This is a genomic window from Achromobacter sp. ACM05, from assembly GCF_019218915.1.
In the GTDB taxonomy this organism is placed as follows: domain Bacteria; phylum Pseudomonadota; class Gammaproteobacteria; order Burkholderiales; family Burkholderiaceae_B; genus Achromobacter; species Achromobacter animicus.
In genome coordinates this window covers 2155176-2175644 of the sequence record NZ_JAHUWQ010000001.1, presented here as the reverse complement: position 1 = coordinate 2175644, position 20469 = coordinate 2155176, and the positions used below count along the sequence as shown (strand labels likewise).

Below are 20469 nucleotides of genomic sequence, written 5' to 3'. Positions count from 1 at the left end.
CCCGCTTCGCCCAGCATGAGCCGGTCGCGCAGCGCGCCGATGCCGACGCCTTCGCGGATCAGCCGCACGTACCAGGCGCTGTCCGCCGTGTCGCCGTAGAGGCAGGCGCCGACCAGGCGGTCGTCGCGAATAACCAGTTTCTTGTAGACGCCGCCCGGCATGTCGGCCAGCGTGATCGTCTCGGTCTGCGCGCCGCCCGCGAAGTTGCCCGCGGAGAAAAGGTCGATGCCGGTCACCTTGAGTTTCGTCGACGTGACGCTGCCCTCGTAACGGCCGATGCCGTGCAGCGCAAGATGATTGGCCGCGACCTTGGCCTGCTCGAACAGCGGCGCGACCAGTCCGTAGGCCGTGCCACGGTGGCTGACGCATTCCCCCACCGCATAGATGCGCGGGTCGAACGTCTGCAAGGTGTCGCTCACCACCACCCCCCGATCCACATGCAGTCCACAGCGTTGGGCCAGTTCGGTGTTGGGCCGCACCCCGGCGGCCATCACCACCAGATCCGCCGGGACTTCCGTGCCGTCGGCAAAGCGCACCGCGCGCACGCGCCCGTCCGTGCCGCCCAGGATCGACTCGGTCTGGTGCTGGAGCAAAAACGTCAGCCCCCGCGCTTCCAGGTTTTCGCGCAGCAGCGCGGCCGCCTCGCCGTCCAGTTGGCGGTCCAGCAGCGCCGAGCCCAGGTGCACCACCGACACGGTCATGCCGCGCGCCGCCAGGCCGTTGGCGGCCTCCAGGCCCAGCAATCCGCCGCCGATCACCACCGCGTACCGGTAGCGCGTGGCGGCGTCGATCATGTGATTGACGTCGCCGATGTCGCGAAACGCCACCACGCCGTCCAGATCATGACCCGGCACCGGCAGGATGAAAGGCGTGGACCCGGTTGCCAGCAGCACCCTGTCGTAAGGCGTACGAGAACCGTCGTCGGCCTGCACCACGCGCCGCGCGCGATCGATATCCGTCACCGTGCGGCCGCGCAGCAGCCGGATGCCGTGGCGTGCATACCAGTCCTCGTCGTTCAGCACGATGTCCTGCAGCGTGCGTTCGCCGGTCAGCACGGGCGACAGCAGGATCCGGTTGTAGTTGGTGTGAGGCTCGGCGCCGAACACCGTGATGTCGTAGAGATCCGGCGCGAGCTTGAGCAGCTCCTCCACGGTGCGAATGCCGGCCATCCCGTTGCCGATCACGACCAGCTTCTGCCTGGCTTGCATGACAGACCTCCTACGCGGCGGCGCGTGCCGCCGCCGCTGCTTCTTCCAACGGCGCGGGCACAACCGACAGGACCGCATTCGCCGGCGCCGCGGCCTGCGAACGTTCGGGATTACCGTGCCGGCGATGCAGAAAGTCCACCACGCCCGCGCGGCACGCGAGATACGTCGGATCGTTGGCCAGCCGCACGCGGTCGCGCGGGCGGGACAGCGGCACCGGCAGGATCTCCCCGATGGTCGCGGCCGGCCCGTTGGTCAGCATCACGATGCGGTCCGACAGCAGCACCGCTTCGTCCACGTCGTGGGTGACCATGATCGTGGTCGTGCGCGTCTTGGCCACGATCTTGAGCAACTCGTCCTGCAGATGCGCGCGGGTCAGCGCGTCCAGTGCGCCAAACGGTTCGTCCATCAGCAGCACGCCCGGCTCGATCGCCAGCGCGCGCGCGATGCCCACACGCTGCTTCATGCCCCCGGAGATCTCGCGCGGCAGCTTGTTCTGCGCGGGCAGCAAGCCCACCAGATCCAGCGCGGCGCGCGTGCGCTCGGCCAGCTGGGCGCGCTTTTCCGTGGCGCCGAACACCCGCTCGACCGCCAGGTGCACGTTCTGGAAACACGTCAGCCACGGCAGCAACGAATGGTTCTGGAACACCACCGCGCGGTCGGGCCCCGGGCCGGTGATCTCGCGTTCGGCACACAGCAGCACGCCGCTGGTCGGCCGGGTCAGCCCGGCGATCAGGTTGAGCAAGGTCGACTTGCCGCAGCCGGAGTGGCCGATCAGCGTGATGAACTCGCCCTGCTCGACCGTCAGGTCGATATCGCGCAGCGCCACGAAGGCGCCCTTGCGGGTGTCGAAGGTCTGACCCACGCGTTCGATGCGTACGAATTTCTTCATGGTGCTATTCCTCGGTATAGGTGAAACGGCGGGCCAGCGCGACCAGCAGGGTTTCCAGCAGCAGCCCCACGATGCCGATCACGAAAATGGCGATGACGATGTGCTCGACCTTCAGGTTGTTCCATTCGTCCCACAGCCAGAATCCGATGCCCGTGCCGCCCGTCAGCATCTCGGCGGCCACGATCACCAGCCAGGCGGTGCCGATCGACAGCCGCACGCCGGTCAGCATGTAGGGCAGCACCGCAGGCAGCAGCACCTTGGTCGTCACCTTCCATTCGGACAGGTTCAACACGCGCGCCACGTTCAGGTAGTCCTGCGGCACGCGCGAGACGCCCACGGCGGTATTGATGATCATCGGCCAGATAGAACAGATGAAAATCGCCCAGATCGCGGCGGGATTGGCCGCCTTGAACAGCAGCAGCCCCAGCGGCAGCCACGCCAGCGGCGACACCGGCCGCAACAGGCTGACGATCGGCGAGAACATGGCGCGCACGGCGGCGTAACGGCCGATCGCAAAGCCCACGGGAATGCCGACCAGCGCCGCCAGCCCGAAGCCGATCGCCACGCGTTCCAGCGAAGCCAGCAGGTTCCAGCCGATGCCCTTGTCGTTGGGGCCGTTGTCGTAGAACGGGTCCGAGAAAAGCTCGACGGCCGCATGCCACGTGACGCCCGGCGTCGGGATCTCCGGTATGCGCATCGCCACCACCTGCCAGACCAGCACGAAGAGCGCAAAGCCGGCGACCGGCCCCACGACCGCCTTCAGCGCGGATTCCAGGCGTTCCCGCCCCAACGCGGCGAATGCGTCGCCGCGGGTTGTCATCGTTACGGTAGACATTGCGAGTCCCCTTTGGTGGTGGCCATCAGACCTTGACCTTGAAACCGTCGGCATACGCCGCCGGATTGCTGCCGTCCCAGACCACACCGTCGATCAGCTTGGACGTACGCGTTTCGCTGGCGGGCAGCGCAACGCCCGCGGCCTGTGCGGCCTGCTTGTAGACGTCGACGCGATTGATCTGGGTGGCGATCGCCTGGTAATCGGGATGCTCTTTCAGCAAGCCCCAGCGCTTGTGCTGCGTCAGGAACCACATGCCGTCGCTCAGGTACGGAAAATTGGCGGCGCCGTCCGCATAGAAGCGCATGGCGTGCGCGTCCGACCACTTCTTGCCCAAGCCATCGTCGTACTGCCCCAGCATGCGGTCCACGATGACGCCCGCATCCGTGTTGACGTAGGACTTGGCGGCGATGGTCTCGGCCGTCTTGCGGCGGTTCTCGGGCGACGCGTCGATCCACCTGCCCGCTTCCAGGATCGCGGCGGTGACCGCACGCGCGGTATTGGGATTGCGGTTCACGAAGTCGGCGCTGGCGCCCAGGACCTTTTCGGGGTGGTCGGTCCAGATGCCCTGCGACGTCACCGTGGTGAAGCCGATCTTGTCCATGATGGCGCGCGCCCCCCAGGGCTCGCCCACGCAGTAGCCGTCCATGTTGCCCACGCGCATGTTCGCCACCATCTGGGGCGGCGGCACGGTGATCACCTTGGCGTCCTTCATGGGGTTGATGCCATGCGCGGCCAGCCAGTAATACAGCCACATCGCGTGCGTGCCCGTCGGAAAGGTCTGCGCGAAGGTGTATTCGCGCTTGTCGGCCGCCATCAGCTTGGCCAGCGATTCGCCGTCGCGTGCGCCCGCTTCCAGCAGCTTGTTCGATAGCGTGATCGCCTGACCGTTCTGGTTCAGGCTCATCAGCACGGCCATGTCCTTCTTCGGACCGCCGATGCCCATGTGCACGCCGTAGACCAGGCCGTACAGCACGTGCGCCATGTCCAGTTCGCCGTTCATGAGCTTGTCGCGCACGGCGGCCCAAGATGCTTCCTTCGACGGCGTGATCTTGACCCCGTACTTCTTGTCGATGCCCAGCACCGACGCCATCACCACCGAGGCGCAGTCGGTCAGCGGAATGAAGCCGATCTTGACCTCGGTCTTTTCCGGCGCATCTGTCCCGGCGGCCCATGCGCCGGCGCGCACCAGCGGATCGACCAGCGAAAGCAGGCCGGCGCCAGCTACCGCGCGCGCCGTTCCGCCCAGCCATTTGCGGCGGCTGGCGTTGGCGGTCGCGTCGGCGGGCGCGGTGACGGTCGAGGGACTGCGGGTCATGGGCGTCATGGAGGGTTCCTTGCGGGGTGACGGAAAAAATGGCGGCAAAAAAAAACGTCCCGCGCGCCACGGATCTGGATCCGATGGCGCAGCGGAACGTCGTTGTCCCTGGCCGCGTGTCGCGGCGTGTTGCGTCGGGCGACCGCCGTTGGCCGCCCCGTTTTCACTTAAGCAATCGCTGTGCCAGTTTTGCGCTGGACGATGAAAACCACGCTACAAGCCGCGCCAGCGCTGGCGCTGCGGGGACCGCGCGTCTGCGTTGTCATGACCGCGCGAATCAGGGGCGGAGCCATGTTGGTGCGCAGATCGATACCGCAACGCACCATCGCTGTGCGGCGTGCGCCCCGCCGCCGTGCGCATTGGTGGCGCGCCGCGCGCGGAACAGATGGCATGGAACTTGCATCAGCAATTGGACAGGGGGTATTTCATGCTGAAGGTCATGCTGCTCAACGATGGCGAAGGACGCGCGGCGTCGCTGCGGCAAACGCTTGCCGCAGCGGGCGTGCACGTCGTGGCCGAGGTGGCGCCGGGCGCCGACCTGGCCGCCAGCATCGCCCAGTCCGCCGCCGACGTCGTGTTGATCGACAGCGATGCCCCCGGCCGCGACACGCTGGAGAACATCTGCGTCGCCAGTTCGTACAGCGACCGGCCAGTCGTGATGTTCACCGACAACGACAACCGCGAGACCATCCGCACGGCGCTACGCGCCGGCGTGGCCGCCTATGTGGTGGGCGATGTGCCGGCCGCGCGCATCGAACCGCTGCTGACCGTGGCGATCGAGCGCTTTGCCGTGGAGAAGACCCGCCGCGAGGAACTGCGCGAGGCCCAGCTCCGCCTGGCGGACCGGCAGTGGGTGGAGAAGGCCAAGGGTATCCTGATGAAGACGCGCGCCGTTTCCGAGGAGGACGCGCATCGGCTGCTGCGCGAACGCGCCATGCAAAGCCAGAAACGGCTGGGCGAAGTCGCCCGCGAAGTCGTCGAAATGAGCCAATGGCTGGGCAGTGCCTGACACGCTGCCAAATAAGTTATGGCTATATGAAATAAAGAAATCAAAAGTTGTGGGGATGAGAACCCGTCCCTATCATCGACCCACATTGAGCCGGGTACGCCCGAGGCTGGCATTCATGAAGCTTTTCCCGATTTTTGCCGATCTGACAGACCGGCTGGTACTCGTTGTTGGCGGCGGCGCCGTCGCCGAACGCAAGACGCTCGCGCTGCTGGAGGCCTGTGCCAATGTGGTCGTGGGCGCGCCCGCACTGACGCCGGCCCTGGCGGCCCTTGCGGCCGAGGGCCGTATCCGCCATCTGCCGGGGCCGTTCGACCCCGCCTGGCTGCAGGACGTGTGGCTGGTCGTGGCCGCCACCGACGATCGCGCGGTCAACGCCGCGGTCTCAGAGGCTGCGAAAGCGCGCCGCATATTCACCAACGTCGTGGACGACCCCGAACTGTCGTCTTTCCAGGTGCCGTCCATCGTCGACCGGTCGCCGGTCATCGTCGCCATTTCGTCGTCGGGCGTGGCCCCCGTGCTGGCCCGCCGCATCCGCGAGCGCATCGAATCGCTGTTCGATCACACGCTGGGCCAGCTTGCCGGCCTGGCGGCCACCTACCGCAAACGCATCCGCGCCAGCCATCCTGACCTGGGCGCGCGCCGCCGCTTCTACGACTGGTTGCTGGATGGCCCGGTCGCGGGATTCCTGCGCCAGCAACAACCGGCGCAGGCCGAGGCCGCGCTGGCCGATGCGCTGGCCTCGCCCATCGCGCCCGCCGAGGGCAGCGTGGTGCTGGTGGGCGCTGGCCCCGGCGACCCCGGTCTTCTGACGCTCAAGGCCCTGCGCGCCCTGAACGAGGCCGACGTCATCCTCTACGACCGCCTGGTCAGCGACGAGGTCATGTCGCTTGCCCGGCGCGACGCCGAACGCGTGTCGGTGGGCAAGCTGCCCGGCGAAAACCATCACGCGACGCAGGCGCGCATCCATGCGCTGCTGGTCGAACACGCGCACGCCGGCCGCCGCGTGGTGCGGCTAAAGGGTGGCGATGCATTCATTTTTGGCCGCGGCGGCGAGGAACTGGAATTTCTGCGCGCGCATGGCGTGCGCTACGAAGTCGTGCCGGGCATCACGGCGGCGCTGGCCTGTGCCGCCTATGCCGGCATTCCGCTGACGCACCGTGAGCACGCGCAATCGGTCCGCCTGATCACCGCGCATTGCCGCGAAGATGAAGACAACCTGGATTGGCCCGCGCTGGCACGCGAAAAACAGACGTTGGCGTTCTATATGGGTGTGGGCCAGCTTGAATTGCTGACCCAGCGCCTCTTGCGTCATGGCCGTTCGCCCGAGACGCCGTTTGCGCTCATCGAAAACGGCAGCCGGCCCGAACAGCGTGTGGTGTCGGGTCCGCTGGCGCAACTGCCAGAACTGGCACGGGAACATGCCGTCCGGTCCCCCGCCCTGCTGATCGTGGGCGAGGTCGCCGGCTTGGCGCCGCAGTTGCATTGGTTCGGCCAGCACCTGGGACAGCCGGCGGTTACGGCGTGAAAACCTGACCTGCTGACCGCGCGCGGTCCTGGGCCGCTGTGCGGTCGAGTTCCGGCCGATCCCGGGAAGGGAACCGGCCGCAACGCGTCTTCAGCCCTTTTGCTTTCAGCCCTTTTGCTGCGTGCCGAAGATGCGGTCGCCCGCGTCGCCCAGGCCCGGCATGATGTAGCCGTGCTCGTTCAGGCCGTCGTCGATGGACGCGGTGTAGATGTGCACGTCCGGGTGCTTGGCCAGCACGGCGTCAATGCCCACCGGCGCGGCCACCAGCACCAGCGCGCGGATTTCCTTGCAGCCGGCGCGCTTGAGCAGGTCGATGGCGGCGACCATCGAGCCGCCCGTCGCCAGCATGGGGTCAACGATCAGCGCCAGGCGCTGGTCCAGTTCGCCGACCAGGCGTTCCAGATACGTGTGGGCTTCCAGCGTCTCTTCGTTGCGGGCCACGCCCACGACGCTGACCTTGGCGCCCGGAATCAGGCTCAGCACGCCGTCCAGCATGCCGATGCCCGCGCGCAGGATCGGCACGACGGTGACTTTCTTGCCGGCGATCTTCTCGACCTCGACCTGGCCACACCAGCCCTCGACGGTGGCGGGGGCCAGCGGCAGGTCCTTGGACGCTTCATACGTCAGCAACGCGCCCACTTCCTGCGACAGTTCACGGAAGCTCTTGGTACTGAGGTCGGCGCGCCGCATGATCCCGAGCTTATGGCGGATCAGCGGATGGCGGATTTCGTGCACGGGCATGTGCGTAACTCTCCAGAGTATTTGTTGGTCAGAATTCTTTTGGCCTCAGGCGGACCGGGCACGGCGCGGCGCGTCTGCGCCAGCCGGTGGCGGGCCATACGGGAGGATCGTAATCGTTTTAAGCCCGCCCCGCCGCCGGGCCGCCCCAAGGCGGGGCAGCCCCCTCGGGGGGCAGCTAGCGCACAACGTGCGCGCGGCGTGGGGGCCTACATTCATTGTTCGGCGAGCCAGGAGATCAAGGCGTCGTCGAAGGCTCGGACCGCGCCAGCCTGTTCGTGGTTGACGATGCTGACGACGACATAGCGCTTGCCGCTCGCCCCCAGCACGTAACCGGCGATCGAGCGCACGTCGCGCAACGAGCCGGTCTTCAGATGCGCCATGCCGAGCGTGCCGTTGCCCTTCAGGCGGCGGCGCACCGTTCCGTCCACGCCGGCGATGGCAAAGGACGAAATGTATTCCGGCATCACCGGCGAATTCCAGGCCACGGTCAGCATCGACGCCAGGCTATCCGCGGACACACGGGCCTCGCGCGACAGGCCGGCGCCGTTGTCGATGACCAGCTCCGGCATGTCCAGCCCCTGCTTGGCCAGGAGTTGCTTGGCAACCTCTTCGCTGCTGGCCACGGTGGCCGGCCGGCGGCCGCGCTCGGCGCCCAGCGTCAGCAGCAGGGTGCGCGCCATGACGTTGTTGCTGCGCTTGTTGATCTGGCGGATGGCCTCGGCCAGCGTCGGCGAATCATGCGAGGCCAGCACCACCGCGTCCGCCGGCACCATGCCGGACCGGACCTGTCCCTTGAACGTGCCGCCCAGTTCCTTCCAGAGCATGCGGAAGACCTCGGTGGCGTACTCGGGCTGGGACAGCGCCAGGCGATACAGGCTGAACTCCCCGCACGAACCCGCCACCTTGCCGTTGACGCGAATGGTCACGCCCTGCTGGGTAATGACGGGATCGGTCGTGACCACCGGCGGACCCGGGCAGCGGACGTCGCTCCACTCCACCTGGCCTTCGATCTTCAGGCCGGGGAGCGGCGGGTCGATCAGCGGCACCCACTTATTGGCGACCGGGTCCGGCGTGAACAGGAGCCGCAGCGCGCCAAACCCCACCATCAGCGCGTCAGGACTGGCGTTGTAGGCCCGGTCGGGCGCGCCATCGAACGCGCCGGGGTCGATCGACACCTGGCCGAAGATGCTGCGGTCGATCACCAGGTCATTGATCTGCTTGACGCCGCGCAGCCGCAGCTCGCGCAGCAGTGTCCACAGATCCTGCATGAGGAATTGCGGATCGCCCCCGGCCCGCAGGTACAGCGGACCGGTCAGCACGCCCTTGGCGTCGGGGCGCGAGCCGGGCGCCGTCATGAATTCGGTGCGCCAGACGTAATTGGGCCCCAGCTCGGACAGCGCCGCCCAGGTCGTGACCAGTTTCATCACGGACGCGGGATTGCGGCCCTCCTTGGCGTTCAGCGCCACCAGCCGCGGGCCGCCCACCTCCTGCACCACCAGCGACAGCGAACTGTCTGGCAGCTTGCTGGCTTTCCAGGCCTTCACCACGTCGGGCGGCAACCCGGGAACCTGCGCAAAGGCAGCGCACGCGGCCAAGGCCAGGACACCGCCGGCCAGCCACTGCTTCAGTCCGCCCACCCGCCTGATCACTTGTCCCGTCATGCCTCGCCCACCTGGTTGCTCGTCCAGCAAAACCGAGAGCATACAAAACCTGGAACGGTTACGGGCGGCGCGGGACGGCCCTCGGGGCCTTTTGGCGGCGTATTTATCTGAGCGGGACGCCGATCCGCCCCTATTAACCGTCCCCTTTACAATATGGGGTTGCCCCAAGCCCGCCCAACCGGCATGGCTCGTCATTTGCAGGGCCGATCCCATTGCTCCAGATACCCGCGTGACCCAGTCCTTCACCGTTTCCGATTTCGACTACGAACTGCCGCCCGAGCTCATTGCGCAGACGCCGGCCGCCGAGCGCACGGGCAGCCGCCTGCTGCACCTGGACGCCGCCAGCCAGCTGCATGACCGCCAGTTCGCCGACCTGACCTCCCTCTTGCGGCCCAACGATCTGCTGGTGTTCAACGACACCCGCGTCATCAAGGCGCGTCTGCCGGGCCACAAGATCACCGGCGGCAAGATCGAGGTGCTGGTCGAACGCATCACCGAACCCGACCGCGTCCTGGCGCACGTGCGCGCCAGCAAGCCGCCCGGCCCGGGCATGGTGCTGCGCCTGGCCGACGCATTCGAGGCCACGGTGCTGGGCCGCGAAGGCGAACTCTTCGACATCCGCTTCCCCGGCCCCGTGCTCGACCTGCTGGACGCCCACGGCGCGACGCCCCTGCCGCCGTACATCACGCACGCCGCGGACGCGGGCGACGACGACCGCTACCAGACCGTCTACGCGCGCGAACCCGGCGCCGTCGCCGCCCCCACGGCCGGCCTGCATTTCGACCAGCCCACGCTGGAGCGCCTGGAGGGCCTGGGCGTGGCCCGCGCCTTCGTCACCCTGCACGTGGGCGCCGGCACCTTCCAGCCCGTGCGCGTGGACAACCTGGCCGACCACGTCATGCACGCCGAATGGTTCACCGTTCCCCAGGCCACCGTGGACGCGATTGCCGCGGCCCGGGCCAAGGGCGGACGCGTGATCGCTGTCGGCACCACCAGCGTGCGCGCGCTGGAATCGGCCGCCGCGCAGACCGAGGGCCGCACCGCCCCCGGCGTCCCGCTGGCCCCCGCCCAGGGCGACACGCGTCTGTTCATCACCCCCGGTTACCAGTACCGGGTAGTGGACGCGCTGGTCACCAACTTCCATCTGCCCCAGTCGACCCTGCTGATGCTGGTGTCGGCGCTGGCCGGCGTCGAGCCCATCCGCCGCGCCTACGCCCACGCCGTCGCCGCGCGCTACCGCTTCTTCAGCTACGGCGACGCCATGTTCATCGAAACCCCTGCCTCATGACCGGACTCAACTTCGAACTGCTCGCCACCGACGGCGGCGCCCGCCGCGGCCGCATCACGCTGAATCACGGCGTGGTCGAGACCCCCATCTTCATGCCGGTGGGCACCTACGGCAGCGTCAAGGCGATGATGCCGCACGAGCTCAAGGAAATCGGCTCGCAGATCGTGCTGGGCAACACCTTCCACCTGTGGCTGCGCCCCGGCACCGAAATCATGGAAAAGCATGGCGGCCTGCACGGCTTCATGCAGTGGGACAAGCCCATCCTGACCGACTCCGGCGGCTTTCAGGTGTTCAGCCTGCAGGGCATGCGCAAGATCACCGAGGAAGGCGTGAAGTTCGCCTCGCCCATCGACGGCGCGCGTCTGTTCCTGACCCCCGAAGAGTCGATGCGCATCCAGCGCTCGCTCAACTCCGACATCGTCATGGTGTTCGACGAGTGCACGCCCTACGAAATCGACGGGCGCCCCGCCACGGTGGAGGAAGCCGCCCGCTCCATGCGCATGTCGCTGCGCTGGGCGCGCCGCTCGCGCGACGAATTCGATCGCCTGGGCAACCCCAATGCGCTATTCGGCATCGTGCAGGGCGGCATGTACGAGTCGCTGCGCGACGAATCCCTGGCCGGACTGCAGGACATCGGCTTTCATGGCTACGCGATCGGCGGGCTGTCGGTGGGCGAGCCCAAGGAAGACATGATGCGCATCCTGGCGCACGTGACGCCCAAGCTGCCCGTCCAGGCCCCGCGCTACCTGATGGGCGTGGGCACCCCCGAAGACCTGGTCGAGGGCGTGAGCCGCGGCGTCGACATGTTCGACTGCGTCATGCCCACCCGCAACGCCCGCAACGGCTGGCTGTTCACGCGCTTTGGCGACGTGAAGATCCGCAACGCCAAGTACCGCGACGACACCCGCCCGTTGGACCCGAGCTGCAGCTGTCACACCTGCGGCAATTTCTCGCGCGCCTACCTGCACCACCTGCAGCGCGCCAACGAAATCACCGGCGCGCGCCTGAACACGCTTCACAACCTGCACTTCTATCTGACTATCATGCAAGAAATGCGCGAGGCCATTGCGGAAGGCCGCTTTGACGCCTGGCGCGCCCAGTTCGCCGCGGACCGCGCCCGCGGCATCGAGTAGCCGGTTAAAAAAGCCCCGCCAGGGGCTTTTACCGGCAGGTTTCGCCCCCATTTGTCCGGGCAGGTCGGCGCTGCAAGCGGAAGCCGCCTTGACGCCCGGGATGACATCCTGGTTAAAGGCGGGCGATAACCTCTATACAATAGTCGGCTTGCCCTATCCATGGCTCGCGCGGGGATGGGCGCATTAAAAACATAGCGATAAACCCAAACAGACTCAAACGCAGGAGAATTCAATGTCCGTTATCGATACCGCCAGCCTCGTCGTGGCCCAGGCCGCCGCCCCCGAAGGCAATGCGCTGATGGGCATGCTGCCCATCATCCTGATGTTCGTGATCCTCTATTTCCTGATGATCCGTCCGCAGATGAAGCGCCAGAAGGAACACCGCAACCTGATCGCGGCCCTGGCCAAGGGTGACGAAGTCGTCACCGCCGGCGGCCTGCTCGGCAAGGTCACCAAGGTCAACGACAGCTACGTCACCGTCGAAGTCTCCGAACTGGCCGACAAGCCCGTCGAAGTCATCATGCAGAAGTCGTCGGTCTCGACCGTTCTGCCCAAGGGAACCATCAAGGCCCTGTAAGCGTCCCAGAAGAGCCCCAACGGGGCTCTTGTCCTTGAAGGCGCCTACCGCCGCCCGCCGCGCTCACCCGCTCGGGCGGCCCTTTCATCTCTTTACATGAAGTAGCCGGCAATGAACCGCTATCCCCTCTGGAAGTACATTACGGTCCTGGTCGCGGTCCTCATTGGCCTGCTGTACACGCTTCCCAATTTCTACGGCGAATCCCCCGCCGTACAGGTGTCCAGCGCCAAAGCCACGGTCAAGGTCGACACCGCCGTGCTGGCCCGCGTGGAACAGATCCTGGCCGACGCCAAGATCCCCAACGAAGGCGCCTATTTCGAATTGAACGGCACGCTCGGCACCGTGCGCGCCCGCTTCCCGTCGACCGACGTGCAGCTGCAGGCCCGCGACCTGATCGAAAAATCGCTCAATACCGTTCCCGGCGACCCGCAATACACCGTGGCGCTGAACCTGCTGCCGGCCTCGCCGCCCTGGATGCGCGCGCTGGGCTGGTTCGCGCCCAAGCCCATGTACCTGGGTCTGGACCTGCGCGGCGGCGTGCACTTCCTGCTGCAGGTCGACATGCAGGGCGCCCTGACCGCCCGCTACGACTCGTTGTCCGCCGACGTGCGCTCGGTGCTGCGCGACCAGAAGATCCCTGTGGCCGGCGTTGAACGCTCCGGCCAGAGCATCGCCGCCACCTTCGCCAACACCGACGACCGCGACCGCGCCATCTCGACGCTGCGCTCGCGCCTGCCGGACCTGGAGTTCACCGAACGCGAAGAAGGCGGCAAGCAATTGCTGCTGGCCTCCCTGAACCCGGCCGCCGTCACCCGCGTGCAGGATTCCGCGCTCAAGCAGAACATCAACACGCTGCACAACCGCATCAACGAACTGGGCGTGGCCGAACCGGTCATCCAGCAACAGGGTTCGGACCGCATCGTGGTGCAACTGCCTGGCGTGCAGGACGTGGCCAAGGCCAAGGAACTGCTGGGCCGCACCGCCACGCTCGAAATCCGTATGGTCGACGACTCCCCCGCCGCGCAGGCCGCGCTGCTGGGCGGCAGCGTCCCGTTCGGTCTCGAGCGCTACAACGACCGCGACGGCCGTCCCATCCTGGTCCGCCGCCAAGTCATCCTGACCGGCGAAAACCTGCAGGACGCCCAGCCCGGCCGCGATTCGCAGACCCAGCAGGCCGCCGTCCACCTGACGCTGGATTCCAAGGGCGCCCGCATCTTCCGCGACGTCACCCGCGACAACATCAACAAGCGCATGGCCATCCTGCTGTTTGAAAACGGCAAGGGCGAAGTGGTCACCGCGCCTGTCATCCGCGGCGAAATCGCGGGCGGCCAAGTGCAGATCTCGGGCAGCATGTCGTCCGAAGAAGCCGCCGACACCGCACTGCTGCTGCGCGCCGGCGCGCTGGCCGCTCCGATGTCCATCATCGAGGAACGCACCATCGGCCCGAGCCTGGGCGCCGACAACATCTCGAAGGGCTTCTACTCGACGCTGTACGGGTTCCTGGCCATCGCCGCGTTCATCATCATCTACTACCACCTGTTCGGCGTGTTCTCCACGATCGGCCTGACCTTCAACGTGCTGCTGCTGCTGGCCTTGCTGTCCATGCTGCAGGCAACGTTGACGCTGCCCGGTATCGCGGCTATCGCACTGACGCTGGGCATGGCCATTGACTCGAACGTGCTGATCAACGAGCGCATACGGGAAGAGCTGCGCGCGGGGGCCACACCCCAGCAGGCCATCCATCACGGCTTCGAACGCGCGTGGGGCACCATTCTTGACTCGAACCTCACCACGCTGATCGTGGGCCTGGCGCTGCTGGCGTTCGGTTCGGGCCCGATCCGGGGCTTCGCGGTGGTTCACTGCCTGGGCATCCTGACCTCGATGTTCTCGTCTGTCGTGGGCGTGCGCGCGCTGGCCAACCTGTACTACGGCCGCAAGAAGAAGCTCACCTCGATCTCCATCGGCGAAGTCTGGAAGCCGAAGGCAAACTGAAAATAGGGCGGACGGCCCGGGCCGTCCGCCACAGAAAAGAACCGAAGGCGAAAAATGGAATTTTTCCGGATTCACCGCACCATCCCGTTTATGCGCCATGCGCTGGTGCTGAACATCATCAGTCTCGTCACCTTCCTGCTGGCGGTCTTCTTCATCGTCACGCGCGGCTTTCACCTGTCGATCGAGTTCACCGGCGGCACGGTCATGGAAGTCAACTACGCCCAGACCGCACAGCTTGAAAACGTGCGCGGCGTGGTGTCCAAGCTGGGCTACACCGACTTCCAGGTCCAGAACTTCGGCACCTCGCACGACGTCATGATCCGCCTGCCCCTGCAGGAAGGCCAGACGTCCGCCACGCAGAGCGAGACCGTCATGGCCGCACTGAAGGCCGCCGACTCGGGCGTGGAACTGCGCCGCGTCGAGTTCGTGGGCCCGCAGGTCGGGCAAGAACTGCTGCACAACGGTCTGATGGCCCTGCTGGTCGTCGTGATCGGCATCATGATCTATCTCGGCTTCCGCTTCGAATGGAAGTTCGCGGTCGCCGGCGTCATCGCCAACCTGCACGACGTGGTCATCATCCTGGGCTTCTTTGCGTTCTTCCAGTGGGAGTTCTCGCTGGCGGTGCTGGCAGGCGTGCTGGCCGTGCTGGGCTACTCCGTGAACGAATCGGTGGTCATCATGGACCGGATCCGTGAAAACTTCCGCAAATACCGCAAGGCGGACGTGCACGAAGTCATCAACAGCGCCATCACGCAGACCATCTCGCGGACCATCATCACCCACGGTTCGACCCAGATGATGGTGCTGGCCATGCTGTTCTTCGGCGGCCCCACCCTGCACTACTTCGCCATGGCCCTGACCATCGGCATCTGGTTCGGCATCTACTCGTCGGTGTTCGTCGCCGCCGCGCTGGCCATGTGGATGGGCGTCAAGCGCGAAGACCTGGTCAAGCCGGTCAAGAAGGAAGGCGAGGAAGGCGAAGTCGCCTGATTGCCGGCCTGCTGACATGCAAAACCCGTCGCTTGCGACGGGTTTTTCTTTTTGCGTGGGCAGCTGCGTTCAATACTAATAGCCTCGCGCACCTTTGCTGGTTAGCTCGTCTGATTCCCTTGCGGACAGTTGATTTGTGCATCCGAACAGACATCTTGATTTGGCCTGCCAAATTTCGCCTCCATTCGGCGGAATTGAGCCATTGCGTGCTGGCACCAGACTCGGAACTCAACATGACTCGCACTACTACTGTTGGCACGCAGAACGTGCTTTATGACCTTGGCTTTGACGACGCAGCAGAGCTGACGGCCAAGGTCCAATTGGCCATCCGATTGAACGACTTGATCGACGCACGCGCCCTGAACCAGCGGGAGGTCGCCGCGCTGACATGGATGACGCAGCCCAAGGTGTCTCAAATCCGGAGGTACAAGCTCCAGAACATTTCTCTGGAACGGGTCATTAAGGCGCTGGTTGCGCTCAACCAACGCATACAGACGCGCGCGCATTCGTTACCATGCCCCTCATGAAACTCTCCATCGACCACCTCGTCATCGCCGCCGCGGACCTCGCCAGCGGCACCGAATATGTTGCCGGCCTGCTCGGCATCGCGCCGCAGGGCGGCGGGGCGCATCCGCGCATGGGCACCCATAACCGGGTGCTGGGCATGGCGGACGGCGTGTACCTGGAAGTCATTGCCATCGATCCCGACGCGCCGGCGCCTGATCGCCCCCGCTGGTTTGGACTGGACCAGGGTGACGTGCGCGCACGCATCGAACAAGGGCCATTCCTGGCCCATTGGGCCGCGCGCGTGGAGGCGCCGCTGGATCTGACGCGCATGCAGGCCGATCACCCCGACCGGCTGCCGCCCGCCATCGCCATGACGCGCGGCGACCTGCGCTGGCGCCTGACCGTGCCGGATGACGGCAGCCTGCCGGCATGGCGCGAAGCCGGTTACGAGGCCGGCGAAGGCCTGCTTCCCACGCTGATCCAATGGGACGTGGAAAACACGCCGGGCGCGACGCTGCCGCGCCAGCCGCTGCGGCTGCTGCGTCTGACCGGCTGCCACCCCCGCGCCTCGCTGCTGCGCCAGGGGCTCGCCTGGATGGGTGCGGATAGCCTGATCGACGTCGAGCAGGCCGATGGCCCGGCCCGCCTGCGCGCGCAGATCGAAACGCCGTCCGGAATCAAGCTGCTGACGTGACGCCTGCGGTGTAGCCGTGACCTGACGCGCGTTGGGTGCATCCGGGGCCGGACGCCTAGGTTTCATCCATAGCCTGCCGCCATGGAGTATCCGTCCCTGCACGCCATGCCTCGCGACGACGCCTTTCAACGACCGAAAAAAAACCGCGGGGTGATCTGCCTCCCGCGGTCTTCTCTGGCGTCCAGGTGCTGCCTTAGCCTTTCTTCCACCAGCGCCACGGCGCGCGCAGCGGCCATTGATACTTGCTGCACAGCACGCGGGGGGCCAGATAGTGCCCGACCAGCACGGCGATGCCGGCAGCCGTCATCACGTCCGACAGGTAGTGATCAAGGTTCACCAGCCGGCTAATCGCCACCAGCGCCGCCAGCAGCAGGAACACCCAGCGCCAACGGGGCGCCAGAATGCCCAACACCACCGCCACGGAGAAGGCCGCGTAGGTGTGGCTGGACGGAAACGAATTGAACTGCTGAGCGCGCGAAAACGATTCGCCCAGCCCGTAAATGCCTTGCTCGAAGAACAACTCGGGCCGCGCCCGGGCCACGGTGCGTTTTAGCACCAGCACCACCAGCCCGCCGACCGCCATGGTCGACAGCATCAGCAAGCTGCCGCGCGCCATGGCAGCATAGCTGACGCGCAGCGGATTGCGCCATCCGCGCGCCAGGCCCACCAGGCCGGTCACGTAGAACGCCAGCGCCATGACGATGTAATGGCCGCTTTCGCCCAGCTCGCCCACCCACTCAAAGGATTGGTCGACGCCTTCCGACACCGATTTCTGGATCCAGATGGCCAGCGGCAGATCGACCCACAGCGCGCACGCCGCGGCGGCTAGCGCCAGCGCGCCCGCCAGCAGCGCCCACACGGACGCGGGGTACGGATTACGGTATTCGTCCTGGACTGCGGAACCGGTCCCGCCAGCGAGGGACGGAGCGGCTGCCGGAGGCGTAAGGCGATTGGAATTCATCGGTGCCGCTCGGGAGAAAAAAGGGATTTTACCGGCGCCTGCGGGCGCGCGGACCGCTATCGTAACGGCCAACGCGCGCGCGTCCAAGAAACAATTCTTGGGCAAGGGTTAAAATCCGCCCTTTCCCCCTTTCCAGCCCCCGGGATCTACACCCGTCACGGCGACCATCATGCAAGAAACCTCTCTCAAGCGCGCGGGCAATCCCCGCGACGGCGTCTCCGCCGCCCTGCCTTCGGCCACTCCCGGCGCCGGCTCCCCCCGCAAGCTGTACATCCGCACCTTCGGCTGCCAGATGAACGAGTACGACTCGGACAAGATGGCCGACGTGCTGCGCGAGGACCAGGGCGGGCTCGAACTGACCGACAATCCGGAAGAGGCGGACGTCATCCTGTTCAACACCTGTTCCGTGCGCGAAAAGGCGCAGGAAAAGGTGTTTTCGGATCTGGGCCGCGTGCAGCACCTGAAGAAGACCAATCCGAACCTCGTCATCGGCGTGGGCGGCTGTGTCGCCAGCCAGGAAGGCGAGGCCATCGTCAAACGCGCGCCGTATGTCGACGTGGTGTTCGGACCGCAGACCCTGCACCGCCTGCCGGACCTCATCAAGCGCCGCCGCGACGAAGGCCGTTCGCAGGTCGACATCAGCTTTCCCGAGATCGAAAAGTTCGACAACATGCCGCCGCCGCGCGTCGAAGGCGCCACGGCCTTTGTCTCGATCATGGAAGGCTGTAGCAAATACTGCAGCTTCTGCGTCGTGCCCTACACGCGCGGCGAAGAGGTCTCGCGTCCGTTCGACGACGTCCTGATCGAAGTGGCCGACCTGGCGGACCAGGGCGTCAAGGAAGTGACGCTGCTGGGCCAGAACGTGAACGCCTACCGCGGCCGCATGACGGACTCCGACGAGATCGCCGACTTTGCGATGCTGCTGGAATACGTGCATGAAATTCCCGGCATCGAGCGCATCCGCTACACGACCTCGCACCCCAAGGAAATGACCCAGCGCATGGTGGACGCCTACGCCCGCCTGCCCAAGCTGGTGTCGTTCCTGCACCTGCCCGTGCAAGCCGGCAGCGACCGCGTGCTGGCCGGCATGAAGCGCGGCTACACCACGCTGGAATTCAAGTCGGTCGTGCGCCGCCTGCGTGCCGCCCGCCCGAATCTGACGCTGTCCTCGGACTTCATCGTGGGCTTTCCCGGCGAGACCGAGGAAGACTTCGAAAAGACGCTCAAGCTGATCGAGGACGTCGGCTTCGACACCTCGTTCTCGTTCGTGTATTCGCGCCGCCCGGGCACGCCCGCCGCGGACCTCACCGACGACACCCCGCAGGACGTGAAGCTGCGCCGTCTGCAGCGCCTGCAGGCGCTCATCAACGACCAGGCGGCAACGATCGCCCGCAACATGGTGGGCACGCGTCAGCGCCTGCTGGTCGAAGGCCCCTCGCGCCGCGACCCGAACGAACTCATGGGCCGCACCGAGAACAACCGCATCGTCAATTTCCCCGCGCCCGCGCGGCTCATCGGACAAATGGTCGACGTCGTCATCACCGAGGCGCACACGAATTCGCTGCGTGCCCGCGTGGCCGACGTGGACCGCACTTCGCAAGAGGCTGAATGACCACACCCCGCCCCCGCGCGCGTCGCAGCATGCCCGTCATCGTCAACCTGGACGGCGACAACACCCACCTGGCCAATCTCTGCGGCCCCCTGGACGAAAACCTGCGGCAACTGGCCGACGGCATGACCGTCAAGCTGTCGCGCCGCGGCAGCCGCGTCACCATCGAAGGCGAGCGGGCCGAACTGGCGGGCCGCATCCTGCGCCGCTTCCACGAACAGGCCGTGCACCGCGCCCTGTCGATCGACGACATCCAGCTTGGACTGGTCGAGATCGGCGTGGGGCGCCAGGAAGACAAGCTCAAGGAAGAGCAGGCCCGGGAACTGGACGCCCTGCCCGCCCTGGACGATGAAAGCGACGGCATCGCGCTGCGCACCAAGCGCAGCGACCTGCGCCCGCGCACGCCGCGCCAGCGCGACTACCTGAACAACATCCTCAAGCACGACATCACGTTCGGCGTCGGCCCCGCCGGCACGGGCAAGACCTGGCTGGCCGTGGCCTGCGCCATCGACGCCATGGAACGCGACACGGTGCAACGCCTGGTGCTGACCCGCCCCGCCGTCGAAGCCGGCGAACGCCTGGGCTTTCTGCCCGGCGACCTGGCGCAAAAGGTCGACCCGTACCTGCGCCCGCTGTATGACGCGCTGTACGACCTGATGGGCTTCGAAAAGGTCCAGCGCCTGTTCGAGAAGCAGACCATCGAGATCGCCCCGCTGGCCTACATGCGCGGCCGCACGCTGAACCACGCCTTTGTCATCCTCGACGAGGCGCAGAACACGACGCCCGAGCAGATGAAGATGTTCCTGACGCGGATCGGCTTCGGCAGCAAGGCGGTCATCACCGGCGACCCGTCGCAGGTCGACCTGCCGCGCGGCCAGGAAAGCGGGCTGGCGCATGCGGTCAAGGTGCTGCATGACGTGCAGGGCATCGCCACCACCAAGTTCACCAGCCGCGATGTCGTGCGCCACCCCCTGGTCGCCCGCATTGTCGACGCTTACGACCGCGCCGCCGAAGATGAAGCCTGAGCTGTCCCTGTCCGTGCAGTACGGCGTCGAAGAGGCCCGCCTGCCCCGCTGGCGCCTGCGCCGCTGGGCAGAGCGCGCGCTGGGCGCCGCCTTTGAAGACGGTCTGGTCGAATTTTCGGCCGCTGAACTGAGCCTTCGGCTGGTCGGCGCGGCCGAGGGCCGCCGCCTGAACCGCGACTTCCGCGGCCGCGACTACGCCACCAACGTGCTGACCTTCGAGTACGGCGTGGATCCCGTGGGCGTGGCGCGCGGCGACATCGTCATGTGCGTGCCCGTGCTGGTGCGCGAGGCCCGCGAGCAGCGCAAGACGCTTTTGGACCACGCCGCGCACCTCACCATCCACGGCGTGCTGCACTCGCTGGGCTACGACCACATCAAGGCGCGCGAAGCCAAGCGCATGGAAGCGTTGGAAACCGCGACGCTTGCGCAGATGGGCATTGCCGATCCGTACGTGGCCGACTGACCGCCGCCACCCGCGTGCCGGTAGCCTCGGGACAACCCTGAGAAAAT

General features: G+C 66.4%; 18 protein-coding genes and 1 pseudogene. 12 read left to right on the top strand and 7 right to left on the bottom strand.

The annotated features are described in order from the left end of the window. Window positions 1–5 precede the first annotated feature (5 nt). The 4 genes and pseudogenes from KW836_RS09895 to KW836_RS09880 form a co-directional block, all read right to left on the bottom strand. Window positions 6–1208: pseudogene (locus tag KW836_RS09895) on the bottom strand (NAD(P)/FAD-dependent oxidoreductase); the annotation flags it as partial. Window positions 1209–1218: 10 nt separating this feature from the next. Continuing rightward, window positions 1219–2097: an ABC transporter ATP-binding protein gene (locus tag KW836_RS09890; RefSeq protein ID WP_218343120.1), complete on the bottom strand. Its 879-nt coding sequence runs from the start codon at window positions 2095–2097 to the stop codon at window positions 1219–1221. A 4-nt stretch (window positions 2098–2101) separates the two neighbouring features. Beyond that, complete coding sequence (ntrB, locus tag KW836_RS09885) at window positions 2102–2932, bottom strand: nitrate ABC transporter permease (RefSeq protein WP_218343119.1); 831 nt, start codon at window positions 2930–2932, stop codon at window positions 2102–2104. A 25-nt stretch (window positions 2933–2957) separates the two neighbouring features. Next, window positions 2958–4256, bottom strand: coding sequence for a CmpA/NrtA family ABC transporter substrate-binding protein (locus KW836_RS09880; protein ID WP_218343118.1), 1299 nt, complete (start codon window positions 4254–4256; stop codon window positions 2958–2960). A 418-nt stretch (window positions 4257–4674) separates the two neighbouring features. Here KW836_RS09880 and KW836_RS09875 point away from each other — a divergent pair, with 418 nt between their 5' ends. Together KW836_RS09875 and cysG are read left to right on the top strand one after the other, a co-directional pair. Then, entirely contained in the window at window positions 4675–5256 is a 582-nt protein-coding gene (locus KW836_RS09875) for an ANTAR domain-containing response regulator (protein ID WP_175124541.1), read from the top strand. A 115-nt stretch (window positions 5257–5371) separates the two neighbouring features. After that, the gene (gene cysG, locus KW836_RS09870; protein ID WP_218343117.1) at window positions 5372–6781 is read left to right on the top strand and encodes a siroheme synthase CysG; all 1410 of its coding nucleotides are present in this window, start codon (window positions 5372–5374) and stop codon (window positions 6779–6781) included. A 105-nt stretch (window positions 6782–6886) separates the two neighbouring features. On the opposite strand, the gene upp is transcribed toward cysG, so the two are convergent. Further along, the gene (upp, locus tag KW836_RS09865; RefSeq protein ID WP_175124539.1) at window positions 6887–7522 is read right to left on the bottom strand and encodes a uracil phosphoribosyltransferase; all 636 of its coding nucleotides are present in this window, start codon (window positions 7520–7522) and stop codon (window positions 6887–6889) included. A gap of 212 nt (window positions 7523–7734) precedes the next feature. Next, window positions 7735–9183 (bottom strand): D-alanyl-D-alanine carboxypeptidase/D-alanyl-D-alanine-endopeptidase, encoded by a 1449-nt coding sequence (gene dacB, locus KW836_RS09860; protein WP_218343116.1) that lies wholly within the window; start codon window positions 9181–9183, stop codon window positions 7735–7737. Between the two features lie 229 nt (window positions 9184–9412). Between dacB and queA the strand changes: the two genes are divergently transcribed. The 7 genes from queA (at window position 9413) to KW836_RS09825 (ending at window position 16364) form a co-directional block, all read left to right on the top strand. Then, on the top strand, window positions 9413–10471 hold the full coding sequence (gene queA, locus KW836_RS09855; RefSeq protein WP_218343115.1) for a tRNA preQ1(34) S-adenosylmethionine ribosyltransferase-isomerase QueA: 1059 nt from the start codon (window positions 9413–9415) through the stop codon (window positions 10469–10471). Next, window positions 10468–11604: a tRNA guanosine(34) transglycosylase Tgt gene (tgt, locus tag KW836_RS09850; protein ID WP_218343114.1), complete on the top strand. Its 1137-nt coding sequence runs from the start codon at window positions 10468–10470 to the stop codon at window positions 11602–11604. Before queA ends, tgt begins: the two co-directional genes overlap by 4 nt. Window positions 11605–11836: 232 nt before the next feature. Further along, window positions 11837–12181, top strand: coding sequence for a preprotein translocase subunit YajC (gene yajC / locus KW836_RS09845; RefSeq protein WP_042794815.1), 345 nt, complete (start codon window positions 11837–11839; stop codon window positions 12179–12181). 111 nt (window positions 12182–12292) lie between these two features. Further along, on the top strand, window positions 12293–14173 hold the full coding sequence (gene secD, locus KW836_RS09840) for a protein translocase subunit SecD (protein ID WP_175124535.1): 1881 nt from the start codon (window positions 12293–12295) through the stop codon (window positions 14171–14173). Window positions 14174–14227: 54 nt separating this feature from the next. Further along, window positions 14228–15163: a protein translocase subunit SecF gene (gene secF, locus KW836_RS09835; protein ID WP_175124534.1), complete on the top strand. Its 936-nt coding sequence runs from the start codon at window positions 14228–14230 to the stop codon at window positions 15161–15163. Between the two features lie 233 nt (window positions 15164–15396). Continuing rightward, window positions 15397–15690 carry a helix-turn-helix domain-containing protein gene (locus KW836_RS09830; RefSeq protein WP_218343113.1) on the top strand — a complete coding sequence of 98 codons (294 nt, stop codon included), beginning with the start codon at window positions 15397–15399 and terminating at the stop codon, window positions 15688–15690. Further along, a complete protein-coding gene (locus KW836_RS09825) occupies window positions 15687–16364 on the top strand; it encodes a VOC family protein (RefSeq protein ID WP_218343112.1) in 678 nt (225 codons plus the stop codon). The genes KW836_RS09830 and KW836_RS09825 overlap by 4 nt, the downstream gene beginning before the upstream one ends. 193 nt (window positions 16365–16557) lie before the next feature. Here the strand turns inward: KW836_RS09825 and KW836_RS09820 are convergent, their stop codons facing one another. Beyond that, window positions 16558–17325: a phosphatase PAP2 family protein gene (locus KW836_RS09820; protein WP_175124533.1), complete on the bottom strand. Its 768-nt coding sequence runs from the start codon at window positions 17323–17325 to the stop codon at window positions 16558–16560. Between the two features lie 169 nt (window positions 17326–17494). Between KW836_RS09820 and miaB the strand changes: the two genes are divergently transcribed. The 3 genes from miaB to ybeY are packed head-to-tail and all read left to right on the top strand — an operon-like array spanning window position 17495 to window position 20422. Then, a complete protein-coding gene (gene miaB, locus KW836_RS09815; protein ID WP_218343111.1) occupies window positions 17495–18937 on the top strand; it encodes a tRNA (N6-isopentenyl adenosine(37)-C2)-methylthiotransferase MiaB in 1443 nt (480 codons plus the stop codon). Next, complete coding sequence (locus tag KW836_RS09810) at window positions 18934–19959, top strand: PhoH family protein (RefSeq protein ID WP_175138175.1); 1026 nt, start codon at window positions 18934–18936, stop codon at window positions 19957–19959. The genes miaB and KW836_RS09810 overlap by 4 nt, the downstream gene beginning before the upstream one ends. Next, entirely contained in the window at window positions 19949–20422 is a 474-nt protein-coding gene (ybeY, locus tag KW836_RS09805) for an rRNA maturation RNase YbeY (protein ID WP_175124530.1), read from the top strand. The genes KW836_RS09810 and ybeY overlap by 11 nt, the downstream gene beginning before the upstream one ends. Window positions 20423–20469: the final 47 nt, after the last annotated feature.

What these genes read in the sequence shown, in the direction of transcription:
- KW836_RS09890 (WP_218343120.1), bottom strand. Translation starts at nt 2,097, where the DNA reads ATGAAGAAATTCGTACGCATCGAACGCGTGGGTCAGACCTTCGACACC.
- ntrB (WP_218343119.1), bottom strand. Translation starts at nt 2,932, where the DNA reads ATGTCTACCGTAACGATGACAACCCGCGGCGACGCATTCGCCGCGTTG.
- KW836_RS09880 (WP_218343118.1), bottom strand. Translation starts at nt 4,256, where the DNA reads ATGACGCCCATGACCCGCAGTCCCTCGACCGTCACCGCGCCCGCCGAC.
- KW836_RS09875 (WP_175124541.1), top strand. Translation starts at nt 4,675, where the DNA reads ATGCTGAAGGTCATGCTGCTCAACGATGGCGAAGGACGCGCGGCGTCG.
- cysG (WP_218343117.1), top strand. Translation starts at nt 5,372, where the DNA reads ATGAAGCTTTTCCCGATTTTTGCCGATCTGACAGACCGGCTGGTACTC.
- upp (WP_175124539.1), bottom strand. Translation starts at nt 7,522, where the DNA reads ATGCCCGTGCACGAAATCCGCCATCCGCTGATCCGCCATAAGCTCGGG.
- dacB (WP_218343116.1), bottom strand. Translation starts at nt 9,183, where the DNA reads ATGACGGGACAAGTGATCAGGCGGGTGGGCGGACTGAAGCAGTGGCTG.
- tgt (WP_218343114.1), top strand. Translation starts at nt 10,468, where the DNA reads ATGACCGGACTCAACTTCGAACTGCTCGCCACCGACGGCGGCGCCCGC.
- yajC (WP_042794815.1), top strand. Translation starts at nt 11,837, where the DNA reads ATGTCCGTTATCGATACCGCCAGCCTCGTCGTGGCCCAGGCCGCCGCC.
- secD (WP_175124535.1), top strand. Translation starts at nt 12,293, where the DNA reads ATGAACCGCTATCCCCTCTGGAAGTACATTACGGTCCTGGTCGCGGTC.
- secF (WP_175124534.1), top strand. Translation starts at nt 14,228, where the DNA reads ATGGAATTTTTCCGGATTCACCGCACCATCCCGTTTATGCGCCATGCG.
- KW836_RS09830 (WP_218343113.1), top strand. Translation starts at nt 15,397, where the DNA reads ATGACTCGCACTACTACTGTTGGCACGCAGAACGTGCTTTATGACCTT.
- KW836_RS09825 (WP_218343112.1), top strand. Translation starts at nt 15,687, where the DNA reads ATGAAACTCTCCATCGACCACCTCGTCATCGCCGCCGCGGACCTCGCC.
- KW836_RS09820 (WP_175124533.1), bottom strand. Translation starts at nt 17,325, where the DNA reads ATGAATTCCAATCGCCTTACGCCTCCGGCAGCCGCTCCGTCCCTCGCT.
- miaB (WP_218343111.1), top strand. Translation starts at nt 17,495, where the DNA reads ATGCAAGAAACCTCTCTCAAGCGCGCGGGCAATCCCCGCGACGGCGTC.
- KW836_RS09810 (WP_175138175.1), top strand. Translation starts at nt 18,934, where the DNA reads ATGACCACACCCCGCCCCCGCGCGCGTCGCAGCATGCCCGTCATCGTC.
- ybeY (WP_175124530.1), top strand. Translation starts at nt 19,949, where the DNA reads ATGAAGCCTGAGCTGTCCCTGTCCGTGCAGTACGGCGTCGAAGAGGCC.